The organism is Amycolatopsis sp. VC5-11 (assembly GCF_037034185.1).
In the GTDB taxonomy this organism is placed as follows: domain Bacteria; phylum Actinomycetota; class Actinomycetes; order Mycobacteriales; family Pseudonocardiaceae; genus Amycolatopsis; species Amycolatopsis nivea.
Map to the genome: position 1 here is coordinate 1,014,890 of NZ_JBAGKF010000001.1, position 17,543 is coordinate 1,032,432.

The 17,543-nt window shown below is 68.3% G+C and carries 20 protein-coding genes; 8 read left to right on the forward strand and 12 right to left on the reverse strand.

The features are described 5' to 3' along the window. From WA670_RS05000 to WA670_RS05015, 4 genes are all read right to left on the reverse strand, one after another. Complete coding sequence (locus WA670_RS05000) at positions 1-2,013, reverse strand: hypothetical protein (protein WP_336157007.1); 2,013 nt, start codon at positions 2,011-2,013, stop codon at positions 1-3. Then, positions 2,010-2,762, reverse strand: coding sequence for an adenylate/guanylate cyclase domain-containing protein (locus tag WA670_RS05005; RefSeq protein WP_037807018.1), 753 nt, complete (start codon positions 2,760-2,762; stop codon positions 2,010-2,012). The genes WA670_RS05000 and WA670_RS05005 overlap by 4 nt, the downstream gene beginning before the upstream one ends. A 109-nt stretch (positions 2,763-2,871) precedes the next feature. After that, positions 2,872-3,540, reverse strand: a complete 669-nt coding sequence (locus WA670_RS05010) for a Crp/Fnr family transcriptional regulator (RefSeq protein WP_158714396.1) — start codon at positions 3,538-3,540, stop codon at positions 2,872-2,874. Positions 3,541-3,602: 62 nt separating this feature from the next. After that, complete coding sequence (locus WA670_RS05015) at positions 3,603-3,923, reverse strand: nucleotide pyrophosphohydrolase (RefSeq protein ID WP_336157008.1); 321 nt, start codon at positions 3,921-3,923, stop codon at positions 3,603-3,605. A gap of 108 nt (positions 3,924-4,031) precedes the next feature. Here WA670_RS05015 and WA670_RS05020 point away from each other — a divergent pair, with 108 nt between their 5' ends. Then, the gene (locus tag WA670_RS05020; protein ID WP_336157009.1) at positions 4,032-4,895 is read left to right on the forward strand and encodes a hypothetical protein; all 864 of its coding nucleotides are present in this window, start codon (positions 4,032-4,034) and stop codon (positions 4,893-4,895) included. Here the strand turns inward: WA670_RS05020 and WA670_RS05025 are convergent. The 4 genes from WA670_RS05025 to WA670_RS05040 form a co-directional block, all read right to left on the reverse strand. Then, positions 4,892-6,445 (reverse strand): hypothetical protein, encoded by a 1,554-nt coding sequence (locus WA670_RS05025; RefSeq protein WP_336157010.1) that lies wholly within the window; start codon positions 6,443-6,445, stop codon positions 4,892-4,894. The genes WA670_RS05020 and WA670_RS05025 overlap by 4 nt on opposite strands. A gap of 34 nt (positions 6,446-6,479) precedes the next feature. Next, positions 6,480-6,629, reverse strand: coding sequence for a hypothetical protein (locus tag WA670_RS05030; RefSeq protein ID WP_009085794.1), 150 nt, complete (start codon positions 6,627-6,629; stop codon positions 6,480-6,482). A 164-nt stretch (positions 6,630-6,793) separates the two neighbouring features. Further along, a complete protein-coding gene (coaA, locus tag WA670_RS05035) occupies positions 6,794-7,729 on the reverse strand; it encodes a type I pantothenate kinase (protein ID WP_043837852.1) in 936 nt (311 codons plus the stop codon). A gap of 134 nt (positions 7,730-7,863) precedes the next feature. Next, positions 7,864-8,487, reverse strand: coding sequence for a macro domain-containing protein (locus tag WA670_RS05040; RefSeq protein WP_043837850.1), 624 nt, complete (start codon positions 8,485-8,487; stop codon positions 7,864-7,866). Between the two features lie 98 nt (positions 8,488-8,585). Between WA670_RS05040 and pheA the strand changes: the two genes are divergently transcribed. From pheA to WA670_RS05055, 3 genes are all read left to right on the forward strand, one after another. Beyond that, a complete protein-coding gene (gene pheA / locus WA670_RS05045; protein ID WP_037807627.1) occupies positions 8,586-9,491 on the forward strand; it encodes a prephenate dehydratase in 906 nt (301 codons plus the stop codon). After that, the gene (locus tag WA670_RS05050; RefSeq protein WP_037807031.1) at positions 9,488-10,105 is read left to right on the forward strand and encodes a histidine phosphatase family protein; all 618 of its coding nucleotides are present in this window, start codon (positions 9,488-9,490) and stop codon (positions 10,103-10,105) included. Before pheA ends, WA670_RS05050 begins: the two co-directional genes overlap by 4 nt. Positions 10,106-10,256: 151 nt before the next feature. Then, a complete protein-coding gene (locus WA670_RS05055) occupies positions 10,257-10,925 on the forward strand; it encodes a DUF4232 domain-containing protein (RefSeq protein ID WP_037807032.1) in 669 nt (222 codons plus the stop codon). Between the two features lie 21 nt (positions 10,926-10,946). Here WA670_RS05055 and WA670_RS05060 read toward each other — a convergent pair whose 3' ends face one another. The 4 genes from WA670_RS05060 to WA670_RS05075 form a co-directional block, all read right to left on the reverse strand. Then, complete coding sequence (locus WA670_RS05060; RefSeq protein ID WP_238603620.1) at positions 10,947-11,405, reverse strand: hypothetical protein; 459 nt, start codon at positions 11,403-11,405, stop codon at positions 10,947-10,949. 56 nt (positions 11,406-11,461) lie between these two features. Next, entirely contained in the window at positions 11,462-12,703 is a 1,242-nt protein-coding gene (locus WA670_RS05065) for an MFS transporter (RefSeq protein ID WP_336157011.1), read from the reverse strand. Between the two features lie 153 nt (positions 12,704-12,856). Then, positions 12,857-13,207 (reverse strand): metallopeptidase family protein, encoded by a 351-nt coding sequence (locus WA670_RS05070; protein WP_037807040.1) that lies wholly within the window; start codon positions 13,205-13,207, stop codon positions 12,857-12,859. Positions 13,208-13,210: 3 nt separating this feature from the next. Next, on the reverse strand, positions 13,211-14,200 hold the full coding sequence (locus WA670_RS05075; protein WP_336157012.1) for a septum formation family protein: 990 nt from the start codon (positions 14,198-14,200) through the stop codon (positions 13,211-13,213). A 97-nt stretch (positions 14,201-14,297) separates the two neighbouring features. Between WA670_RS05075 and WA670_RS05080 the strand changes: the two genes are divergently transcribed. Genes WA670_RS05080 through WA670_RS05095 form a run of 4 tightly spaced genes read left to right on the forward strand, consistent with a single transcriptional unit; the run spans position 14,298 to position 17,538 of the window. Then, a complete protein-coding gene (locus WA670_RS05080) occupies positions 14,298-14,912 on the forward strand; it encodes a hypothetical protein (protein ID WP_336157013.1) in 615 nt (204 codons plus the stop codon). Then, positions 14,913-16,079: a glutathionylspermidine synthase family protein gene (locus tag WA670_RS05085; protein WP_037807043.1), complete on the forward strand. Its 1,167-nt coding sequence runs from the start codon at positions 14,913-14,915 to the stop codon at positions 16,077-16,079. 54 nt (positions 16,080-16,133) lie between these two features. Then, positions 16,134-16,586: a DUF350 domain-containing protein gene (locus tag WA670_RS05090; protein WP_037807046.1), complete on the forward strand. Its 453-nt coding sequence runs from the start codon at positions 16,134-16,136 to the stop codon at positions 16,584-16,586. A gap of 37 nt (positions 16,587-16,623) precedes the next feature. Next, entirely contained in the window at positions 16,624-17,538 is a 915-nt protein-coding gene (locus WA670_RS05095; protein ID WP_037807049.1) for a haloalkane dehalogenase, read from the forward strand. Positions 17,539-17,543 lie beyond the last annotated feature (5 nt).

The following is a 17,543-nucleotide window of genomic DNA, read 5'->3' on the forward strand; positions in this document are numbered from 1 at the left end:
TCAGATTTCCTTCACGATCAGATCGAGTTGACGGGCGAGTCCTCGAGAGTTGTCACGGTGGGCGTCCAGATATTTTCGGAGGTCGTATCCAAAACGCCGGACAAAATCGGAGTCGCCGGTGAGGAGGGTGTGCAGCAGGTATCTGCTCTTCGCGGCCTCGCTGGCGGAGATAGTCGCCAAGGCACCCTGGTTGGCCAGCCATCGCATCATCAGCGGTCGGTACTTCCGGCTTGTGAGCAGTGCTGAGCCGACCAGCCGCACCGCGGGCTTGTCGCGTTCGGTGAGCGGTTTCTCCGCTCCGGCGACGAAAAGAGCCTTGATCGCGCACTGATAAGCCATGGCCTGGGCTTGTGCCCCTCCAGTGAGCAGCCACACCGCCGCGGTGCTCAGGACCAGGCTTCGATTGTTGGGCTCGGCCAGCAGCGCCTGCACGGCCCTCGGGATCAAGTACCGGAGGCTCTCGTCGCAGTTCTTGGTGAGCCTTCCCAGTTGGGTCATAGCGAATTCTGGATGAGATTTTCCGAATTCGACTCCGCAGGCGATCGCGACCGCATGGCGGTAGCAGGCTGGTGCGTTCGGCTTGCTCCAATGCCGCAAGACGTCCTTGATCTGCTGGATGTACCCGGGGTTGGCGCACAGCGCGCCCAGTACCGTCGCGGCCATGGTCTGGCTGTGGACTGGCTTGTCCGGGCCTAGCCAAGGAAGAACCCATTGCATCGGGTTGGGTTCCGCGGCGGAGGCCAGTGTGGTGCCGAATCGGGTCAGTGCCCTTCGTTGTGCTGGCGACTCGCTCAGCAGTTCCTTGGTGAGCGTGCACAGCCATTCCTGAATGACGGGCCGGACCCGTTCGAACTCGGTCCACACGAAGCTCAGCAGCCGTGGCCCCCAACCCGGACGGCTGAACTTGACCGGCCCTAGCGCGATGTTCGAACCAGAGGCGTTGCGCACGACGTGTGCGTGGACCGAGTTCAGCCGGTCGCTCCTGCTCCGCTCGAGGAGATCAGGCGGCTGGTAAGGCCAGATTTCCTCGTTCTCTGGATTGGCCAGTACTTTTTCGAGTTTATTGGCAGCGGAGGCGATATCGTAATACGGGCATTCTTCGAGCAAGGAAACAGTGATGGCGAGAGCCCTGCTGCTCACGTCGGGGTGCTCTTCGAACCAGGCCTGGATGTCCTCGTCAGCACGGCTCGTCAACGTGGCTTTCACATCGGCCAACGAATGTTCTCCCGCTTCGACCGCGGCCAGCAGTCGAGCCACTTCCGCGGCATGGCGTGGTCCACGATGCACCGGCGAGACGGTTTCGAGGTCGATCTCGCTGAGCAGTTCGGCCCGGCGGCCGTCGGAGATTCCGCGCGCGGTCAGATGCGCCTGTACGACGGCTGCTGTCGGTGGTGCGGCCAATTCGGCGACGTATTTAGTGACGTTGCCTAGTTCCGGCTTGCCCAGGAAAGTCAGCACCAGATACGAGTGCTGCGATCGAAGCCGCTCCGACAGTTGGTCCAGCGTGCGCTCGCAGTCCTCCGGCGACCAACCGGTGGCATCGTGATTTGCCCACAGGTAACCGGTCGTAGTCGCCTGGCGGGTCAAGAGATCTTTCGGCGGACGGGTCGGGTTGAGGTGGTGCAGCGATTCGAGGTTGAGGTCGATCAGCAGGCGGATTCCGGAGTGGGTCCGCCCACTTGAATGTCCGGCCAGCACGACGAGATGCCGCTTCCGGAGGATGGCAGCCGCATCGGCGAACCGCTCGGGGAAGCAGAACGCCTCGGCGGCTTGGGTGATCCGGTCCTCCGGCACCGGTCCTTCCACCAGGCTGGACTTGGCGGTTTCCGGTTCATCCGGCTTGAAGATCTGGTAGATGTCCCCGTTGTGGTCGCCTTCGACGTTTGTCCCGGTGACGGTGGGAGATTCGGTTCGTTCTGGGGCATCCACCGGGCCCGCGGCGGCTGGACTGTCGGGTGCCGGGGACTCGACGGACGGAGATTCGGAGGCGGGTGCTTCGGTTGCCGCAGTCACCGCGGCCCGCCAGGAACCTGGATGGTCGACTCGATCGGCCCGTAATTCGAGCCTTGCAGGTTCACCCCGTACACGGTTTCAGTGTTGAACTGCGGTGCCGACCCATTGCTGCTCGGGTTCCGCGCGACGCTTGGCGTCGAGGACCGGCTGGGTTTCGCGGGGTCGGGCAATGCTTCCGGATCGAGCCCGGGCGCCCAGACCCAGCCCTGTTCTCCGAACTCCTTGTGGCCGAGGCGCAAGGGAGCGAACTGGTCCGGGCGCAGGTGGGCGGTGTGCCTGCCTTTCACCGCGGCCCGATAGGTCTGGTCCGAGACCACTAGGGCTACCGGCACCTCGCGACGGGCTTCGAGGTCCTTCACCAGTTCGTCGAACGCTTTCGCGGCCAGAAGCCGGGAGAGGTTGATCGTCGGCCGTTGATAGCGCTCGTCCTCCGTCACGACGACCGGTGCGGTATGCACTGCCAGCCGCAGCCGAATGGCCGGACGGTGCCGGCGGTTGTGCTGGTACAGCTTCGGCTGGAGCAAGTACGCGGCGTCGACCAGCGCGGGCAGGTTCTGCTCTGGAAAAGCCGACAGGGAGCCGTCGCCGGTATAGGAGTAGTTGGCGCGTGCGGTCAGGTCTGCACCGGACTCCGTCAATGCCGCTTCGACGAATTTTTTCGCGTCGCGTCGGAGGTCGTCGAGCTGATCGTCGTCGACCTTGGACGAGTCGACGATGTCGTAGCCGAACAGCGCTTTTGAGCTGGGCATTGGCATTTTTTCTCCCCTTCCCGTGATCCGGTGCGGAGAGTCTTCGATACGACCTGGCCCGTCGACTACCACCTCGTGGGTAGACAGGGGAGCGGAATCGTGCTAATCGTCACCGCTCGACAAGCGCCCGTAAGCGAGGCAGATCACGCAGGACGAACAGCAACCGTCCGGTGCGGACGACGCCGTCGGAGGTCAACCGGGCGAGCGCGGCGTCGACCGACTTGGGCGACGCGCCGACAGTCTGGGCCAGCTCGCGCCGGGAGAACCCGGTGATGGTGATGTGGCTCGGGCCGGTGCGACCGAACGATTCCGCCCACGAGAGCAGGGTTTGCGCGACCCTGCCCAGCACGTCGACCGAGAGCTGGGTCAGCCGAGCCTGTTCGGCTCGCTGCAACCGCAGCCGGACCGCGGTCAGCAAGTACCGCATCGCCTGCGGGTGGCGGACAGTGAAAGCACGGAACGCGGATCCGGGGATCTCGGTGACGAACCCTGGCCGCCTGCCGACGCCAGAAGCCGATCGCGGACTCTTCTCCACCGCGCTCACCTCGCACATGAGTTCGCCGCGGCCGTAGATGCCGACAATCAGCTCGGTCCCGTCGGCGTCCGCCACAGAGACCGTGACCAGGCCGGATTCGATGAGGAACACGCTTCCGTGCGGATCGTCTTGCCGGAAGAGCCGGGTGCCGGTCCGGAAAGGACGGCGTACTCCCTGGCTTCTCAGCTCGTCGAGCGCGGCCTGCTCCATCCAGGTCGAGAACGCCGGCGGCGCACTATCCACCGGCTCAGTGTCTCTCAACCGATACGGCCAGGGAAGCGGCCGAGTCGGCGATTGATCCGGTTTCACCGGGCTAGCGGAGGGAACCTCTTCTCGTTCCGGTCCACCTTCGCGTTCGCCGCTTCCAGCAGGTCGATCCCCAGTACGTCCGCCAGCCGGACCAGGTACAGCATTACGTCGGCGATTTCGTCCTGGACGTTGAACTCCTGGGCCGGGTCCGCGCGCCAGTTCGCGGCTTCCTCCGGGGCCAGCCACTGGAACAGGGCGATCAGCTCGCCTACTTCGCCGGACAGGGCCATCGTCAGGTTTTTCGGGGTGTGGAACGGTTCCCAGTCCCGGGCGGCGGCGAAGTCGCGGAGGCGCTGGGTGAGGTCTTCTAGAGTCACCGGACCTGATTATCACGCGCGGTGCTCACCTGGGGTGTCCGGGTTGGGCCGAAAAGAGTACGCCGTTGGCCCACACGCCGGTTACGGGCCATACGGCAGACTGTTCGCGTGAGCGTCCCCGACCCGGTCGAGTACACCGCCAAAATCGGTGCGGTTCTCGATACTGTGCGGCGGCTGCTCGACTCGGGCAGCCGCGCTGATCTCGCGCCGCTCGCGCGGCGGGCGGTGGACGACATCGTGGGCATGCTCGAGCAGCACGGTGCGCTCGCGGCGGACCTCGAGGTGCGGCTTGACCAGGCGGTCGCCCTGTACGCGCGGGCTTGTGCGGCTCGGCCGCCGGATCCGGAGCTGCTCGCGGACTGGGTGCTGGAGGCGGCGTTCAGTGGGCGGGCGGTCGCGGTGGCGGATTTCGCGGCGGCGCTCGGGGACGCCGGGCTCGCCCGGATGAAGTCCATTGTGGACGAAGTGCTGCGCGGGAAACAGGCCGAAAAGCGCGAGATCGCCGAGCGGCTGCAGGAGGAAATCGCCGAGGCGAGCGGGGACGTGGACGGGCTGGTCGCCATTCTCGCGGCCAAACCGCCGCGGGTGGACGTCAGTCTCAAGATCGTCCGCGTGTTGCGGGCGGCTGGGCGGCACAGCGAGGCGATCGCTTACGCGGCGCGCGTGTTGACTCCGCAGCGGAAGGAAACACCGCGGCAAAAAGAGGCACCGCGGCAAAAAGAGGTGCCGCGAAAAGAAGAAGAGTCCATTCCGGAATACCGCGAACGGATCGAGCAGCTGATCGCGCAGAAAGAAGCCGGCGCGTACCGGGAAGCGGCGCAGTGCCTCAAAAAACTGCGCACTCTCCACAAGCAAGCGGGGACGGCGGAGGAGTTCACCGGCTACGTCGCCGAGCTGGTGAACGTCCACCGCCGCAAGACCCGGTTGCTCGCGGAGATCCGGTCGGCCCGGATCGCGCTGCCGAAGGGCTAGATTTCGGCCAAGGCGGCGCGGTAGGCGTCGAGGTCGTAGTCCAGCTGGTCTTCTTCCTCGGTTTCGGTCAACTGTCCTTCGAGGACAGTCACCAAGCGGTCGAGGACGTCGGCGCGGGAAAGGTCCTGCTGCAGCAGGTTCTGCGCGGCGGTCCACACCTCGGCGGGCTCGTCGTCCCACAGCTGGTCCACAATGGACGTCTCAAGCGCGAGGCGGAGGCCGTCCGCGCCGTCGAATTCTTCCGCGGCCAGCGATTCGTGGTACTCCGGGTGCGCGCCGATCACCAGCAGCCTGCGCTGTTCCGGGTCGCCGGGGTCGAGGTCGGTCAGTTCCTCGTCACCGATCACTGTGGACAGTTCGGGTACCGCGAACCGGCGGCGGGCCACCACTTCCAGTGCCTCGTCGGCGGATTCGGTGCCGTCGAGGTAGTCGCTGAAGTCCTCGTCCTCGTCGTCGTCCGAGAGGTACTCGCCGAGATACTCGGTGACCTCTTCCAGCAGCGCGGCCGTGGCGACTTCGGACAGTCCGGCGCGCGCCGCGGCCCAGCCCGCCCAGGACAGCACGACCGGTGCGACGGCGTCCTCGTCTTCCAGTTCGTATTCGCCGTCCAGCAAGGATTCGAGGAACCTCGCCAGCTTCTCCGGACCGACGCGCAGCGGGTTCGCCGGTTCGGTGCGGCAGCCGTGGTCGACCAGCAGATTGGCGATTTCGCGGGCGGCGTCGGCGTCCGGCAGGTTCGTGTCGGCGAGGAACTGGGAGACCGCTTCGTCGCGCTGCGCGGCAGTCCATTCGGCGACCGGCGGAACCTCGGTCGGCTCCGGCAGCGAACGCGCCCAGGTCAGCGCGATGGCGTGGAATCGCGTGTAGTCCTCGCCGACGTCCGGCTCGTCCAGCGCGTCGGTGGCCGCGATCCCGGACACCAGCAGTCGGTGCGCGTCGGCGGGCTCGATTTTCTCCAGTACGACCAGTTCGCCGTCTTCCTCGACCTGCGAGCGCATTTCGGCGAGCACCTCGTGCGGCTCCTCGATGACCACCAGGTCGCGCACCCGGCCGCCCTCGGTGAAGTCCAGCAGCGCCAGCAAACCGAGCGAGTGGTCGCCGCGGGAAAAGACGCACAGCAGCGACGATTCGTCGCCGTAGACGTCCCCGGTGCGCCAGCATTCGCCGACGCTGACCTGTCCGACCTCGGCGGCCCACTCCGGCTCCGGGATGCCCCGGCCGAGCACGACGCCGAGCGCCTCGGCCGCCGCCGAACGCTCCTCTTCGGACTCGGCCAGCACCTTCAGCGCGGCCAGCAGCGCCGCCGCGCCGGGCGTGATCTTCCGCTGGGCGAAGGCGATCAGCTCAAGTCCCAGCTGCGATTCCGGTTCGTCCTCCACGACGACGTCCCGCCACTGCCCGACGACCTCGGAACCCAGCAGTTCGATGTCGAACGGACCGGGCTCGGCCGCGACCGCGGAGAAGTCCCGCAGCACGTCCTTGAACAGACCGTTGACGCTGGGGGCGGTGGGTAGGGAACTCTTCTTGCGCGCGCGGCTCACCGGACTCATGCCGCACATCTTGCCTGGACCCGAAGCTCAGGCCTCAGCTGGTCGGCTCCGCCGTGCCGCGTGCCTTCACTCGCCGTTCGCGCAGCGCGTCGTCGAAGTCGACGACGAACGCCCCGGCGGCCATCGCGACCAGCAGCGTCAATCCCAATACCGCGCCGACCCAGGTCAGGACGATAGTCAACATCGTGGCCTCCTCCGCAGGTCAACTGCTCTCGTCCTGCTGCTCTCAGGGTCGCTTGCGGACGGGTGCGCTGGTATCGGCCAAGTGGTTACGAAGACGCTGGCCGATCGGTCAATTACTCCGGCCGCTGTGCAACACGAGACCGGAGAGACGCGTGTGGGTGACCCTCAGAGCTTCCGCAGTCGAACACGGTTGATGGCGTGGTCGGCGTCCTTGCGGAGTACGAGAGTCGCGCGTGGACGCGTCGGCTTGATGTTCTCCATCAGGTTCGGCTCGTTGATGGTGCGCCACAGGTGCCGCGCTTCTTCGCGGGCCTCGTCGTCGGGCAGTCCGGCGAAGTGGTGGAAGTGCGAGGCGGGATCGGCGAACGCGGTGTGCCGCAGCTTCAGGAATCGCTCGACGTACCAGTGCTCGATGTCGTCGATGTGCGCGTCGACGTAAATCGAGAAGTCGAACAGATCCGAGACCGTCAGGCTCGGACCGGGCTGCAGGACGTTCAGTCCCTCGATGATGAGGATGTCCGGCCGCTCCACGACCTGTTCCTGGTCCGGGAGGATGTCGTAGGCCAGGTGCGAGTACACCGGCGCGGACACCCGCTCGGCCCCGGACTTCACCTCGGTGACGAACCGCAGCAGCGCGCGCCGGTCGTAGCTTTCCGGGAAACCCTTGCGGTGCATGATCCCGCGCCGGGTCAGCTCGGAGCGGGAGTAGAGGAACCCGTCGGTCGTCACGAGGTCGACGCGCGGGTGGTCGGGCCAGCGGGCGAGCAGGGTGCGCAGGATCCGGGCGGTGGTCGATTTGCCGACCGCGACGCTGCCCGCGATGCCGATCACGAACGGAGCCTTGGTGTTGCGACAGTCCTCGCCGAGGAACGTCGTGGTGGCCTCGTACAGCTGTTGCCGGGCCTTCACCTGGAGGTTGATCAGCCGCGAAAGCGGCAGGTACACGTCGGCGACCTCGGCGAGATCGATTTGTTCCCCGAGCCCGCGGAGCCGGACCAGCTCGTCCGCGGTCAGCGGCAGCGGAGTGGAGCTGCGCAGCTCCCGCCACTGTTCCCGATGCAGCTCTACATAAGGGCTGAGTTCACGGACCCGTGTGGGCATCGCACACTCCTCGGCCGTCGCCTGCGCTGGCTCCGTCTGCGCTACTTCCGTAACGCCGTATCAACGGTAGGGCTTACCGCGCGTGAACGCGCTGTGATGTGATGCACGCACCCCTGACCGGGGCGGGAATTCGATCACCGAAGGTGACCGTTTGCCCCGAAAACTTCCTGCCACGCGGCGGCGACCTGCCGGGCGCATGCGGCCGGGGCCACGCCGCCGACGCCGGTGCCGAGCCCGGGCATCGCGATCGTCCGCACGGCCGAGGAGACCGGGCCGGAATCCAGCTGTCCGCGCTGCCATTGCAGGAACACCGCGCGTGCCGCGAGATACGGGTGGACGGTGTCGGCGGGCAGCCGTTCGCCGGGTTCTCGCATCGTCGGCGCGCTGATCAGCCACGCCGGTTCGGATTCGCCGGTCGGGACGATCACCGACTCGCCGATCGGCAGCTCACCGCCGTAAGAAGCCAGTACCGCGCTGCGCACGCTTTGCTCGATGCCGGGGAACGCCCGCGAGTAGACGGCGTCGATCCCGCCGCGCATCCAGCCGTAGGAATTGGCCGGGCTGACCACCGCCTGTGCGGAGATGTCGAGCACCGAACCGCGGTGCACCCGGACGGAGCCGCCGAAATCCGCCACGGCGGAGGTCCACGCCGCGGCCAGCGGTTCATCGACGGCGCACAGCACCAATTCCGGCGTTCGGGGAGAACCCGGCAAACCGGCTTCCCCGTGCCCGGCGTGTGTGCCTGAGTCGGCGGTCACCGTTCCAGCATGGCAAAAAACGCCACCCGGCGTAACCGGTTTAGCCACCGGCTGTCCGAGTGAAAAGCGCCACGCCCGCGGTCGCTAGCCTGACCGTCGTGTTGCGGATCGCGTATTTCGGCCCTCAGGGCACGTTCACCGAGCAGGCCGCCCGCGCGCTCGCGCCGGGCGAGGACCTGACCCCCTACGAGACCGTCCGGCTGGCGCTGCAGGCCGTCCGTGACGGAGCCGCGGACGCCGCGTGCGTGCCGATCGAGAATTCCGTCGAGGGCGTGGTCCCCGCGACGCTCGACGGGCTCAGCGACGGGGACCCGCTCGTCGCCACGGCCGAGACGATCCTGCCGATTCACTTCAGCGTGCTCAAACGGCCGGGCAGCGGCGAAATCCGCACCGTCGCGAGCCATCCGCACGCGCTCGCGCAGGTGCGCGCATGGCTGGAAACGAATCTGCCGGACGCCACCCCGGTCGCCTCGTCGTCCACCGCGGCGGCGGCGGTCGGCGTGGTCGAGGGCGATTTCGACGCCGCGGTGTCCGCGCCGGTCGCGATCGAGCACTACCCGCTGGAGGAGCTGGCGACCGGCGTCGCCGACGTCCGCGACGCGCAGACCCGGTTTCTGATGGTGCGCCGCCCGGGCGAGCTGCCCGCGCCCACCGGCGCCGACCGGACGTCGATCGTCGCGGCGGCGGTCAACCGCACCGGGACGCTGTCCGATCTGCTGGTCGAACTGGCCGGCCGCGGGATCAACCTGACCCGGATCGACGCCCGGCCGACGCGCAACAACTTCGGCGAGTACCGGTTCTTCATCGACTTCGAGGGCCACGTCGCCGAACCCCGGATCATCGACGCGATGACCGCCCTGCGCCGCCGCTGCCACCTGCGCTTCCTCGGTTCGCACCCGCGCGCCGACGAGGTCGCGGCCACCATCGAAGAGGGCGCGGGGAACCAGGATTTCCTCGACGCGCAGGCGTGGGTCGACGCGGTTTTGAAGGGAGAAGGCGCATGAGGTTGCTGCTGGTCCGGCACGGACAGACCGAGGGCAATGTTCGCCGGGCGCTGGACACCGCGTTGCCTGGTCCGCCGCTCACCGAACTCGGCCGTGAGCAGGCCGCGGCGCTCGCCGAACAGCTGAAAGACGAGCCGATCGTGGCGGTCTACGCGTCGGAAGCGGTGCGTGCGCAGCAGACCGCGGCCCCGCTGGCCGAGGCGTTCGGGTTCGACGTGCAGGTGATCGAGGGCGTCAAGGAGGTCGACGCCGGAGACCTCGAGGGCAACACGGACCTGGATTCGATCGGCGTCTACCTGCGGGTGGTGAAGGCCTGGACCCAAGGCGACCTCGAGGTCCCGATCCCCGGTGGCGAGACCGGTACGCAGGTGCGCGACCGGATGCTCGGCGCGGCGAACGAACTGCGGGCCAAGCACGAGGAAACGTCGCCGGACGGGGTGGTCGTGCTGGTCAGCCACGGCGGCGCGATCCGGCTCGCCGGGGAATGGCTGGCCTCGAACGTGCCCGCGGAGCTGGCGAACGAGGCCCTGATCCCGAACACGAAGTTCGTCGAGCTGGAAGCCCGCGACCACGGATGGGAGTGCCTCCGCTGGGTCGATACCCGCCTTTCGTGAGCGGTCGGTCACTCGTGCGGGGAAACGCCGAGTGAAGCCGGGCCCGGTGGGGAACTCACCGGATGCGGAGCAACCCCGTCCGGACCTGGCACGTCCTCCGGATGAAGGTTTCACTCAGTTAGGCGTTCACCAGCACAGCGAGGCGAGTGAGATGGCAAACACGAAGAAACCGTGGATTTCCCTGGTCTTCCTGTCCGCAGTGGGCGCGTCGGGGGCGCTGCTGCTTTCCGCGTGCGGCCAGGGCGCACCCGCCGCGAGCGGCCCGGCGAGTTCGGACACCCCGTCGAGCAGCCCGATGTCGTCGGCTTCGTCCGCCGCGTCGTCCGCTCCGTCTTCCGCGTCGTCGTCCGCCCCGAGCGGCGGCACGGCGCCGGCCGAGAAACCACCCGCTGACAACGGCCTGTGCAAGGCCGGCGACGTGTCCCTGTCGCTGGGCGGCGGCGACGCCGGCGCCGGCTCGGAGTACCGGCCGCTGCTGATCAAGAACACCAGCAGCACGCCGTGCACGATCCAGGGCTTCCCGGGCGTGTCCTACGTCGGCGGCGAAAACGGCACCCAGATCGGCCAGGCCGCCGAGCGCGACGGCACCAAGGGCGCGCCGGTGAAGCTGGCTCCCGGTCAGACCGCCGCGGCCGACCTGCAGTTCGCGCAGGTGCGCAACTTCGACCCGGGCGTCTGCAAGCCGACGCCGGTCAAGGGCCTGCGCGTGTACCTGCCGCAGGAGACCGCGTCGAAGTTCGTGCCGCTCGACGGCCTCGGCTGCGCGGGCACGAACATCCCGGGCAAGCAGCTCGGCGTGAAGACCGTGCACAAGGCCTGACCGGTCGCTCTGCGCGTGGGGTCAGCCCCGCGCGCAGAGTTGTTCCGCCTGGACGACGGCGGCCTGCCCGTCGCGGTTGTCGAAGCGGCTGCTGAGCACCATCTTGTTCACCGCGTCGAGGGCTTTGGCCAGCGGCTGGTAGTTGCCGTCGAAGGTCGCCGCCGCTTTGGCCAGCTCCGCCGCGCCGGTGACGCGGTGCACCGAGTCGTCGGACATCCGGGTGAATTGCGCCGCGTCGACGCCGCCGGTGGTGTCCGGGATGTGCCCGACGCGGGCGAACGCGGCGCAGGCGGCCGCGGCGTCGACATTCGCTCCGGCACGCTGGCCGGACAGCCCCCACAGCAGCCCGAGCACGCATCCGCCGAGCACGAATCCGGCCACCGCGGCGATGACGAGCGGCCGGCGGGAGGCGGGCGGCGGCGATTCGAGTTCGGTGTCGCGGTCGTCGTCCGGCAGCGGCGGGGTGTCGAGTGCAGTCATCGCAGACCTCCGGCGGCCGGGGTGAGGTGTTATTTCAGCACCAAACCCGCCCCGGATCACTGCTGCGAACGGACTCCGTCGCCGGTCGAGGCGGTTTTGTCATCGAGCGGGTGCCCGCGCAGCGCGAACAGTGCATAGCCGGTCACGAACAGCAGCAGAAGGCCGGACGCGGCGAAGGTGTCGCCCGCCGAACCGAGCAGTTTCGTGAGCAATCCGCCGAGCAGCGCGCCGAGCGGGATCGCGCCCCAGACGACGGTGCGCCAGACCCCGAGGACGCGCCCGAGCAGCTCGCCCGGAACCAGCGTGTGGCGTGCGGTCGCGAGCACGACGTTCACCGCCACCACTGCCGCCGCGAACACGCCGAACAGCACCGCGGACACCACCGGCTGCCGCACCAGGCCCATGCCGCCGAAGCCGAGCGCGCAGAACAACACCCCGCCGACCAGGACCGTCCGCCGTCCGATGCGCCGGACCAGCCGCGGCGTCAACCCGGCTCCGAGTAGGCCGCCAGCCCCGCCGACGAACGCGAAAGCGCCGAACGTGGCGTCGGACAAATGCAGGTCTTCCAGCGCGTACAGCACCAGCTGCGCCTGGGCCAGTTCACTGATCAGGCTGAGCAAACCGGCGATCGCGAGCAGCCGCAGCAGCAGCGAATGCCGCCGCAGCCAGCGGAAGCCGTCCGCGAAATCCGCGCGGATGTGCGACTTCGTTTCCTGCCGCGGCCGGTAGCTGCCCGCCATGCCAAGCAGCACCGCGGCGCCGACCGCGAACCCGACCGACGAGAGCAGGAACGGGAAGACCGCGAACAGCGCGAAGGTGGCACTGCCGACCGGGCCGCCGAGGAACGTCTGCCCGACGATCTCGCACGCCTGCAGCTTGCTGTTGGCACTCTCCAGCCGGTCCGCCTCGACGAGCGCGGGCGGCAGCACGTTCGCCGCGCTCTCCGCGACCGTCTCGGCGATGCCGACGAGCAGCGACGCGACGTAGATCGTCCAGATCTCCACCGTGCCGAAGGCCAGCAGCGCGGTGACCGCCGCGACCACGAGCGCGCGCATCGCGTTCGCCGCGACCATCGCCTTCTTGCGGTCGATCCGGTCGACGAGCGTGCCCGCCGGGATGGCGAACAGCAGCCACGGCAGGAACTGCACCGCCGACAGCGCGGCGATCTCGACCGGATCCCGGGTCAGGGTGGTGGCCAGCAGCGGGAAAGCGACCTTGGCGATGCCGTCGGCGAGGTTCGACGTGCCGCTCGAGGCGAGCAGCCAGCGAAGCCGGCTGTCCGTCTGACGATGCGACACGAACCACCTCACGAGGAAAGGAAACGCCCTGGTGAGGCCAGTCTAGGGAGATCGGCGGCGTTCTGTGACGCTTTGGTGACCTTCGGTGTTTTCCGTGGTCGCGGCGTGGTGCCGGGCAGGGAAGAGCAACGGGCGGACGGGGTTCCGCCGGAATCAGCCCCAGCCGAGCTCGTGCAGCCGCTCGTCGTCGATGCCGAAGTGGTGGCCGAGTTCGTGCATCACGGTGATCAGCACTTCCTCGACGACGTCGTCCTCGGTGTCGCAGATGTCGAGGATCGGCTCGCGGTAGATCGAGATCCGGTCCGGCAGCGCCCCGCTGTAGTGGCTGGTGCGCTCGGTGAGCGCGATGCCGTGATAGAGCCCGAGGATGTCCGGCGCTTCCTCGTTGAAGTCCTCGACCAACACCACGACGTTGTCCATCGCCGAGGCGAATTCCGGGGGCACCTGGTCGAGCGCGTCGGAGACGAGTTCCTCGAACCGCGCCTGGCTCATCTCGACGGGCACGGCTCAGTTGCCTCCGCCGGCGCCGGAGCTGGAACTGGGCGGGGGGCTCTGCTGCTGGCCGGACGAGTTCGCCGCCCCGCTCTTCACGCTGCCGGTGACGGCCTGGAACCCGCTGCCGTCCTGCAGCGTGGCCGCGACCTTGCAGTTGACCTTCGTGGACCCGGCGTCCCAGCTCTCCTGCTCGCGCGAGTCCCAGCCCAGGGTGAGCTTCTTCGAGGAGAGGTCGGCGCTGCCGGTGTACTCCTTCGCGGCCTTGTTGCACTCGGTGTCCAGCCAGGACTTCTGGTCGTCCAGCTTGGGGTAGCCGTCCTTGAAGTGCGAGGCGAGGTCGAGCGTCGCGATGATCTCGTACGAGTGCGGCTTGCTGCAGTCGACCGGGTCGCCGACGCCCTTGCCCGCCAGCGCGAGGCAGGTGCCCGGGGCCCACACCATCGACTGGTCCTGGGTCTTCGCCGCGCCGGTGGTCAGCTGCAGCGTCCCGCCCGGACCGGCGAACTGCAGGCCGCAGCGCAGCTGGCGGTCGCCCTGGGCCCACTGCGCCGACGTGGGCCGCAGCAGGTTGGTGGTGAGCTTGCCGTACGGGTCGAGCGGATGGCCGAGGTACGGCCGCACGTCGGCGTTGCATTGCTGCTGCGCGATGTCCTGCCACTGGTCGAGGCTCGGGAACGGAGCCTGCTGCGGGAACTTCGCGCCGATGTCGACCACGGTGGTGACCTCGAACAGGTGCGGCTGCGTGCACGGCACCTGGTGCGCGTCGGAGGCGTCCTTGGCGTTCCAGGCCAGGCAGGTGCCCGGCGGCGAGTGGAACGCCTGCTGGGCGGCCTCGCTGAGCTTGCCCTCGCCGCCGCCCGTGCCGCCGGCGAGCGTGTCGGTCCAAGAGAAGGCGACGCTCAAGGCCAGCGCGATGACCGCGCCGAGGAACACCCCGGCCATCACCACGCGGGTGGTCAGGGTCTGCATACGCGAAGGGAACCGCTCCGAGCGTTGAGACATCGATACCCATGATGCCCGCGCCGCATGAACCGCGCGTGTGCCGGGTCGATTAGGGTAGAACGCGGGGTTTGCAGTGCTGGGGGATTACGGAGCGCACATGACGCAAGACGACAACAGCGGCGTGCAGCCGCCCGAGGAGCCGAAGAAGCCGGGTTCGATGCGGTTCCAGGACGCGAACACGCAACCCCGGCAGCCCTCGGTGGCCGAACAACGGGCCCGCAAGCAGGCCATCGCCGACCAGGAACGCGAACGGCAGGCAGCCGTCGCGGCCCGGGAGGCGGCGGACGCGAAGGCGGCCACCAAACGCAAGATCCTGATCGGCAGCGGGGTCACTGTCGGTCTCGTCGGGCTGGTCGCGACGTTCTACACGATCGCGAAGCCCGCCGAGATGACCGCGTCCTGTGTCACGTCCGACGGAGTAATCCAGGACGACAAGTACTGCGACGAGAGCTACGCGACCAGCCACGGCGGGCACTACAGCGGCGGGTTCTGGATCATCCCGCTCCCGGGCGGCGGCTACTCGCAGTACCGCTACAACTACGGCGGCAGCGGCAGCGTCGGGCAGCACGTGTCCGGCGGCAGCTACACCGCGCCGTCGGGCAACACCAACGTTTCGACCAAGTCGGGCACCAGCGTCCAGCGCGGCGGGTTCGGCATCAGCGGCAAGAGCGGCGGCAGCTTCGGCGGGACCGGGAAGAGCGGAGGCTCATAGGTGTATCGGGACCGGCGGGAACCGCGCCGCGACTGGCAGCGGATCGTCGAAGAGCAGGGCCTGGTCTACGGCACCCCGGCACGCGACGGCACCGGCAAACCGCGTCCGTACTGGGACGAATCGGTGCACTACGTCTTCGACATGGACGAGGTGCTCTCGCTCGAGGCGGACGTCGAACTGCTGCACTCGATGTGCCTGGAGGCCGTCGACAACGTCGTGACCACCGAGCAGTACCAGCGCTTCGGCATCCCGGAGTGGGTGTGGCCGCACATCGCGGAATCGTGGAAGCGGCAGGACCCGCACGTCTACGGGCGCTTCGACCTGCGCTACGACGGCAAGTCGCCGGCCAAGCTGCTGGAGTACAACGCGGACACGCCGACCACGCTGCTGGAGGCGTCGCTGCTGCAGTGGCACTGGAAGACCGACGTCTTCCCGGAAGACGACCAGTGGAACTCCATCCACGAGAAGCTGGTCGAGCGCTGGGAGGAGATCGGCGGGAAGCTGCCGTCGAACGAACTGCACTTCACCTGGTCCTCCGCCGACCCGAGCGGCGAGGACCACGTCACCACGGCGTATCTGCAGGAGACCGCGGCCGAGGCCGGGCTCGACACGGTCGGGCTCGCGATCGAGGAGATCGGCTGGGACCCGGTGCTCAAGCGGTTCGTCGACCTCGCCGAGGGACAGATGTCCACGGTGGTGAAGCTGTACCCGTGGGAGTGGGTCGTCGACGAGGAGTTCGGCAAGTTCGCGGTGGAGACCATGCCGCGCACGCTGTGGGTCGAACCGCTGTGGAAGATGCTGCTGTCGAACAAGACGCTGCTCGCCGTGCTGTGGGAGAACTATCCCGGGCACCCGAACCTGCTGCCCGCGTTCGCTGACGATCCCGGCCTGCTCACCGAGTACGTGCGCAAGCCGAAGCTCGGCCGCGAGGGCGCGAACGTGCAGATCGTGGCCACCGGGTACGAGACGCAGACCGACGGCGTCTACGGCGCGGAAGGCTACGTCTACCAGGCGTTCGACCCGCTGCCCGAGTTCGACGGGTACCGGCCCGCGCTCGGCGCGTGGATCGTCGGCGACCAGTCGGCGGGGCTCGGCATCCGCGAGACCAGCGGACTCGTCACCGACGACGGCGCGGCGTTTGTGCCGCACCGGATCCCGGAGTCGTGATACAACCCTGGATGTCCGATTCAACTGGCTGAATTGGCCATCCAGGGAGACCCCGTGACCACGACCCTCGCGCTGCCCGCGACCTTCGGTTCCGATCTCGTGCGCGGGATCGGCGCGATCCTGCTGTACGGCATCGTCGGCCTGCTGCTGATGTTCGCCGGCTTCTACGCGATCGACTTCACCACGCCGGGCAAGCTGTCGAAGCTGGTCACCCGCGGGCTGCCGAACGCGGTGATCGTGACCGCGTCCGGGCTGCTGTCGATGGCGTTCATCGTGGTCGTGGCGATCTACAGCTCCGCGAGCGACCTGACCGCCGGGTTGATCACGTCGCTGGTCTACGGCCTGATCGGGGTCATCGTGCAGGTGCTGGCGGTGCGGCTGCTGGAGTGGGCGACCCGGATCGACGTCGGGTCCACCATCCAGAGCGAGAAGTTCGCGCCGGCGAGCGTCGTCGTCGCGGCGGCGCACCTCGGGCTCGGGCTGGTCGTCGCGGTAGCGATTTCGTAGCGTTCGCGCACTGCCGCGCGGTCCCGTTCCCACTAACGTGGGAACCGTGCGACTCCTCAGGACGCCGGAAGACCGGTTCGCGGACCTGCCCGATTTCGCCTTCGAACCTCAGTACACCGACCTGTCCGACCCGGACGGCGGGCTGATCAGAGTCGGCTACGTCGAGGCCGGGCCCGCGGACGGGCCGCCCGTTCTGCTGCTCCACGGCGAGCCGAGCTGGTCGTTCCTCTACCGGAAGATGCTTCCGGTGCTGGCCGATGCCGGGCTGCGGGCGATCGCCCCGGACCTGGTCGGGTTCGGCCGGTCGGACAAGCCGGCGGAGATCGTCGACCACACGTACGCGCGGCACGTCGAATGGATGCGGCGGTTCGCGTTCGACGTGCTCGGGCTCGAAGGGGTCACGGTCGTCGGGCAGGACTGGGGCGGGTTGATCGGGCTGCGGCTGGTGGCTGAGCACCCGGGGCGGTTCGCCGGGGTGGTCGCGGCCAACACCGGGCTGCCGACCGGGGACGTGGACATGCCGCCGGTGTGGCACAAGTTCCGGGAAGCCGTGGAGGGCGCGCAGATTCTGGACGTCGGGCGGTGTGTGCAGTCCGGGTGCAAGACGCCGCTGCCGGAGGACATCCGGGCGGCTTACGACGCGCCGTTCCCGAACGAGATGTACAAGGCCGGGCCGCGGGCGATGCCGGGGCTGGTGCCGACGCGACCGGACGATCCGGCGTCGGACGCCAATCGGGCGGCGTGGGCGACGTTGACGGATCTGGACGTGCCGTTCTTGTGCGCGTTCTCGGACGGCGACCCGATCACCGGCGCGATGGGGCCGATTCTGCAGCGTTCGATGCGCGGGGCAGCTGGTCTGGACCACCCGACGGTGGCCGGGGCTGGGCACTTCCTGCAGGAGGACGCGGGGGAGACGCTCGCGGAGCACGTGGCGCGATTCGTGCGGCGCTGACTGGA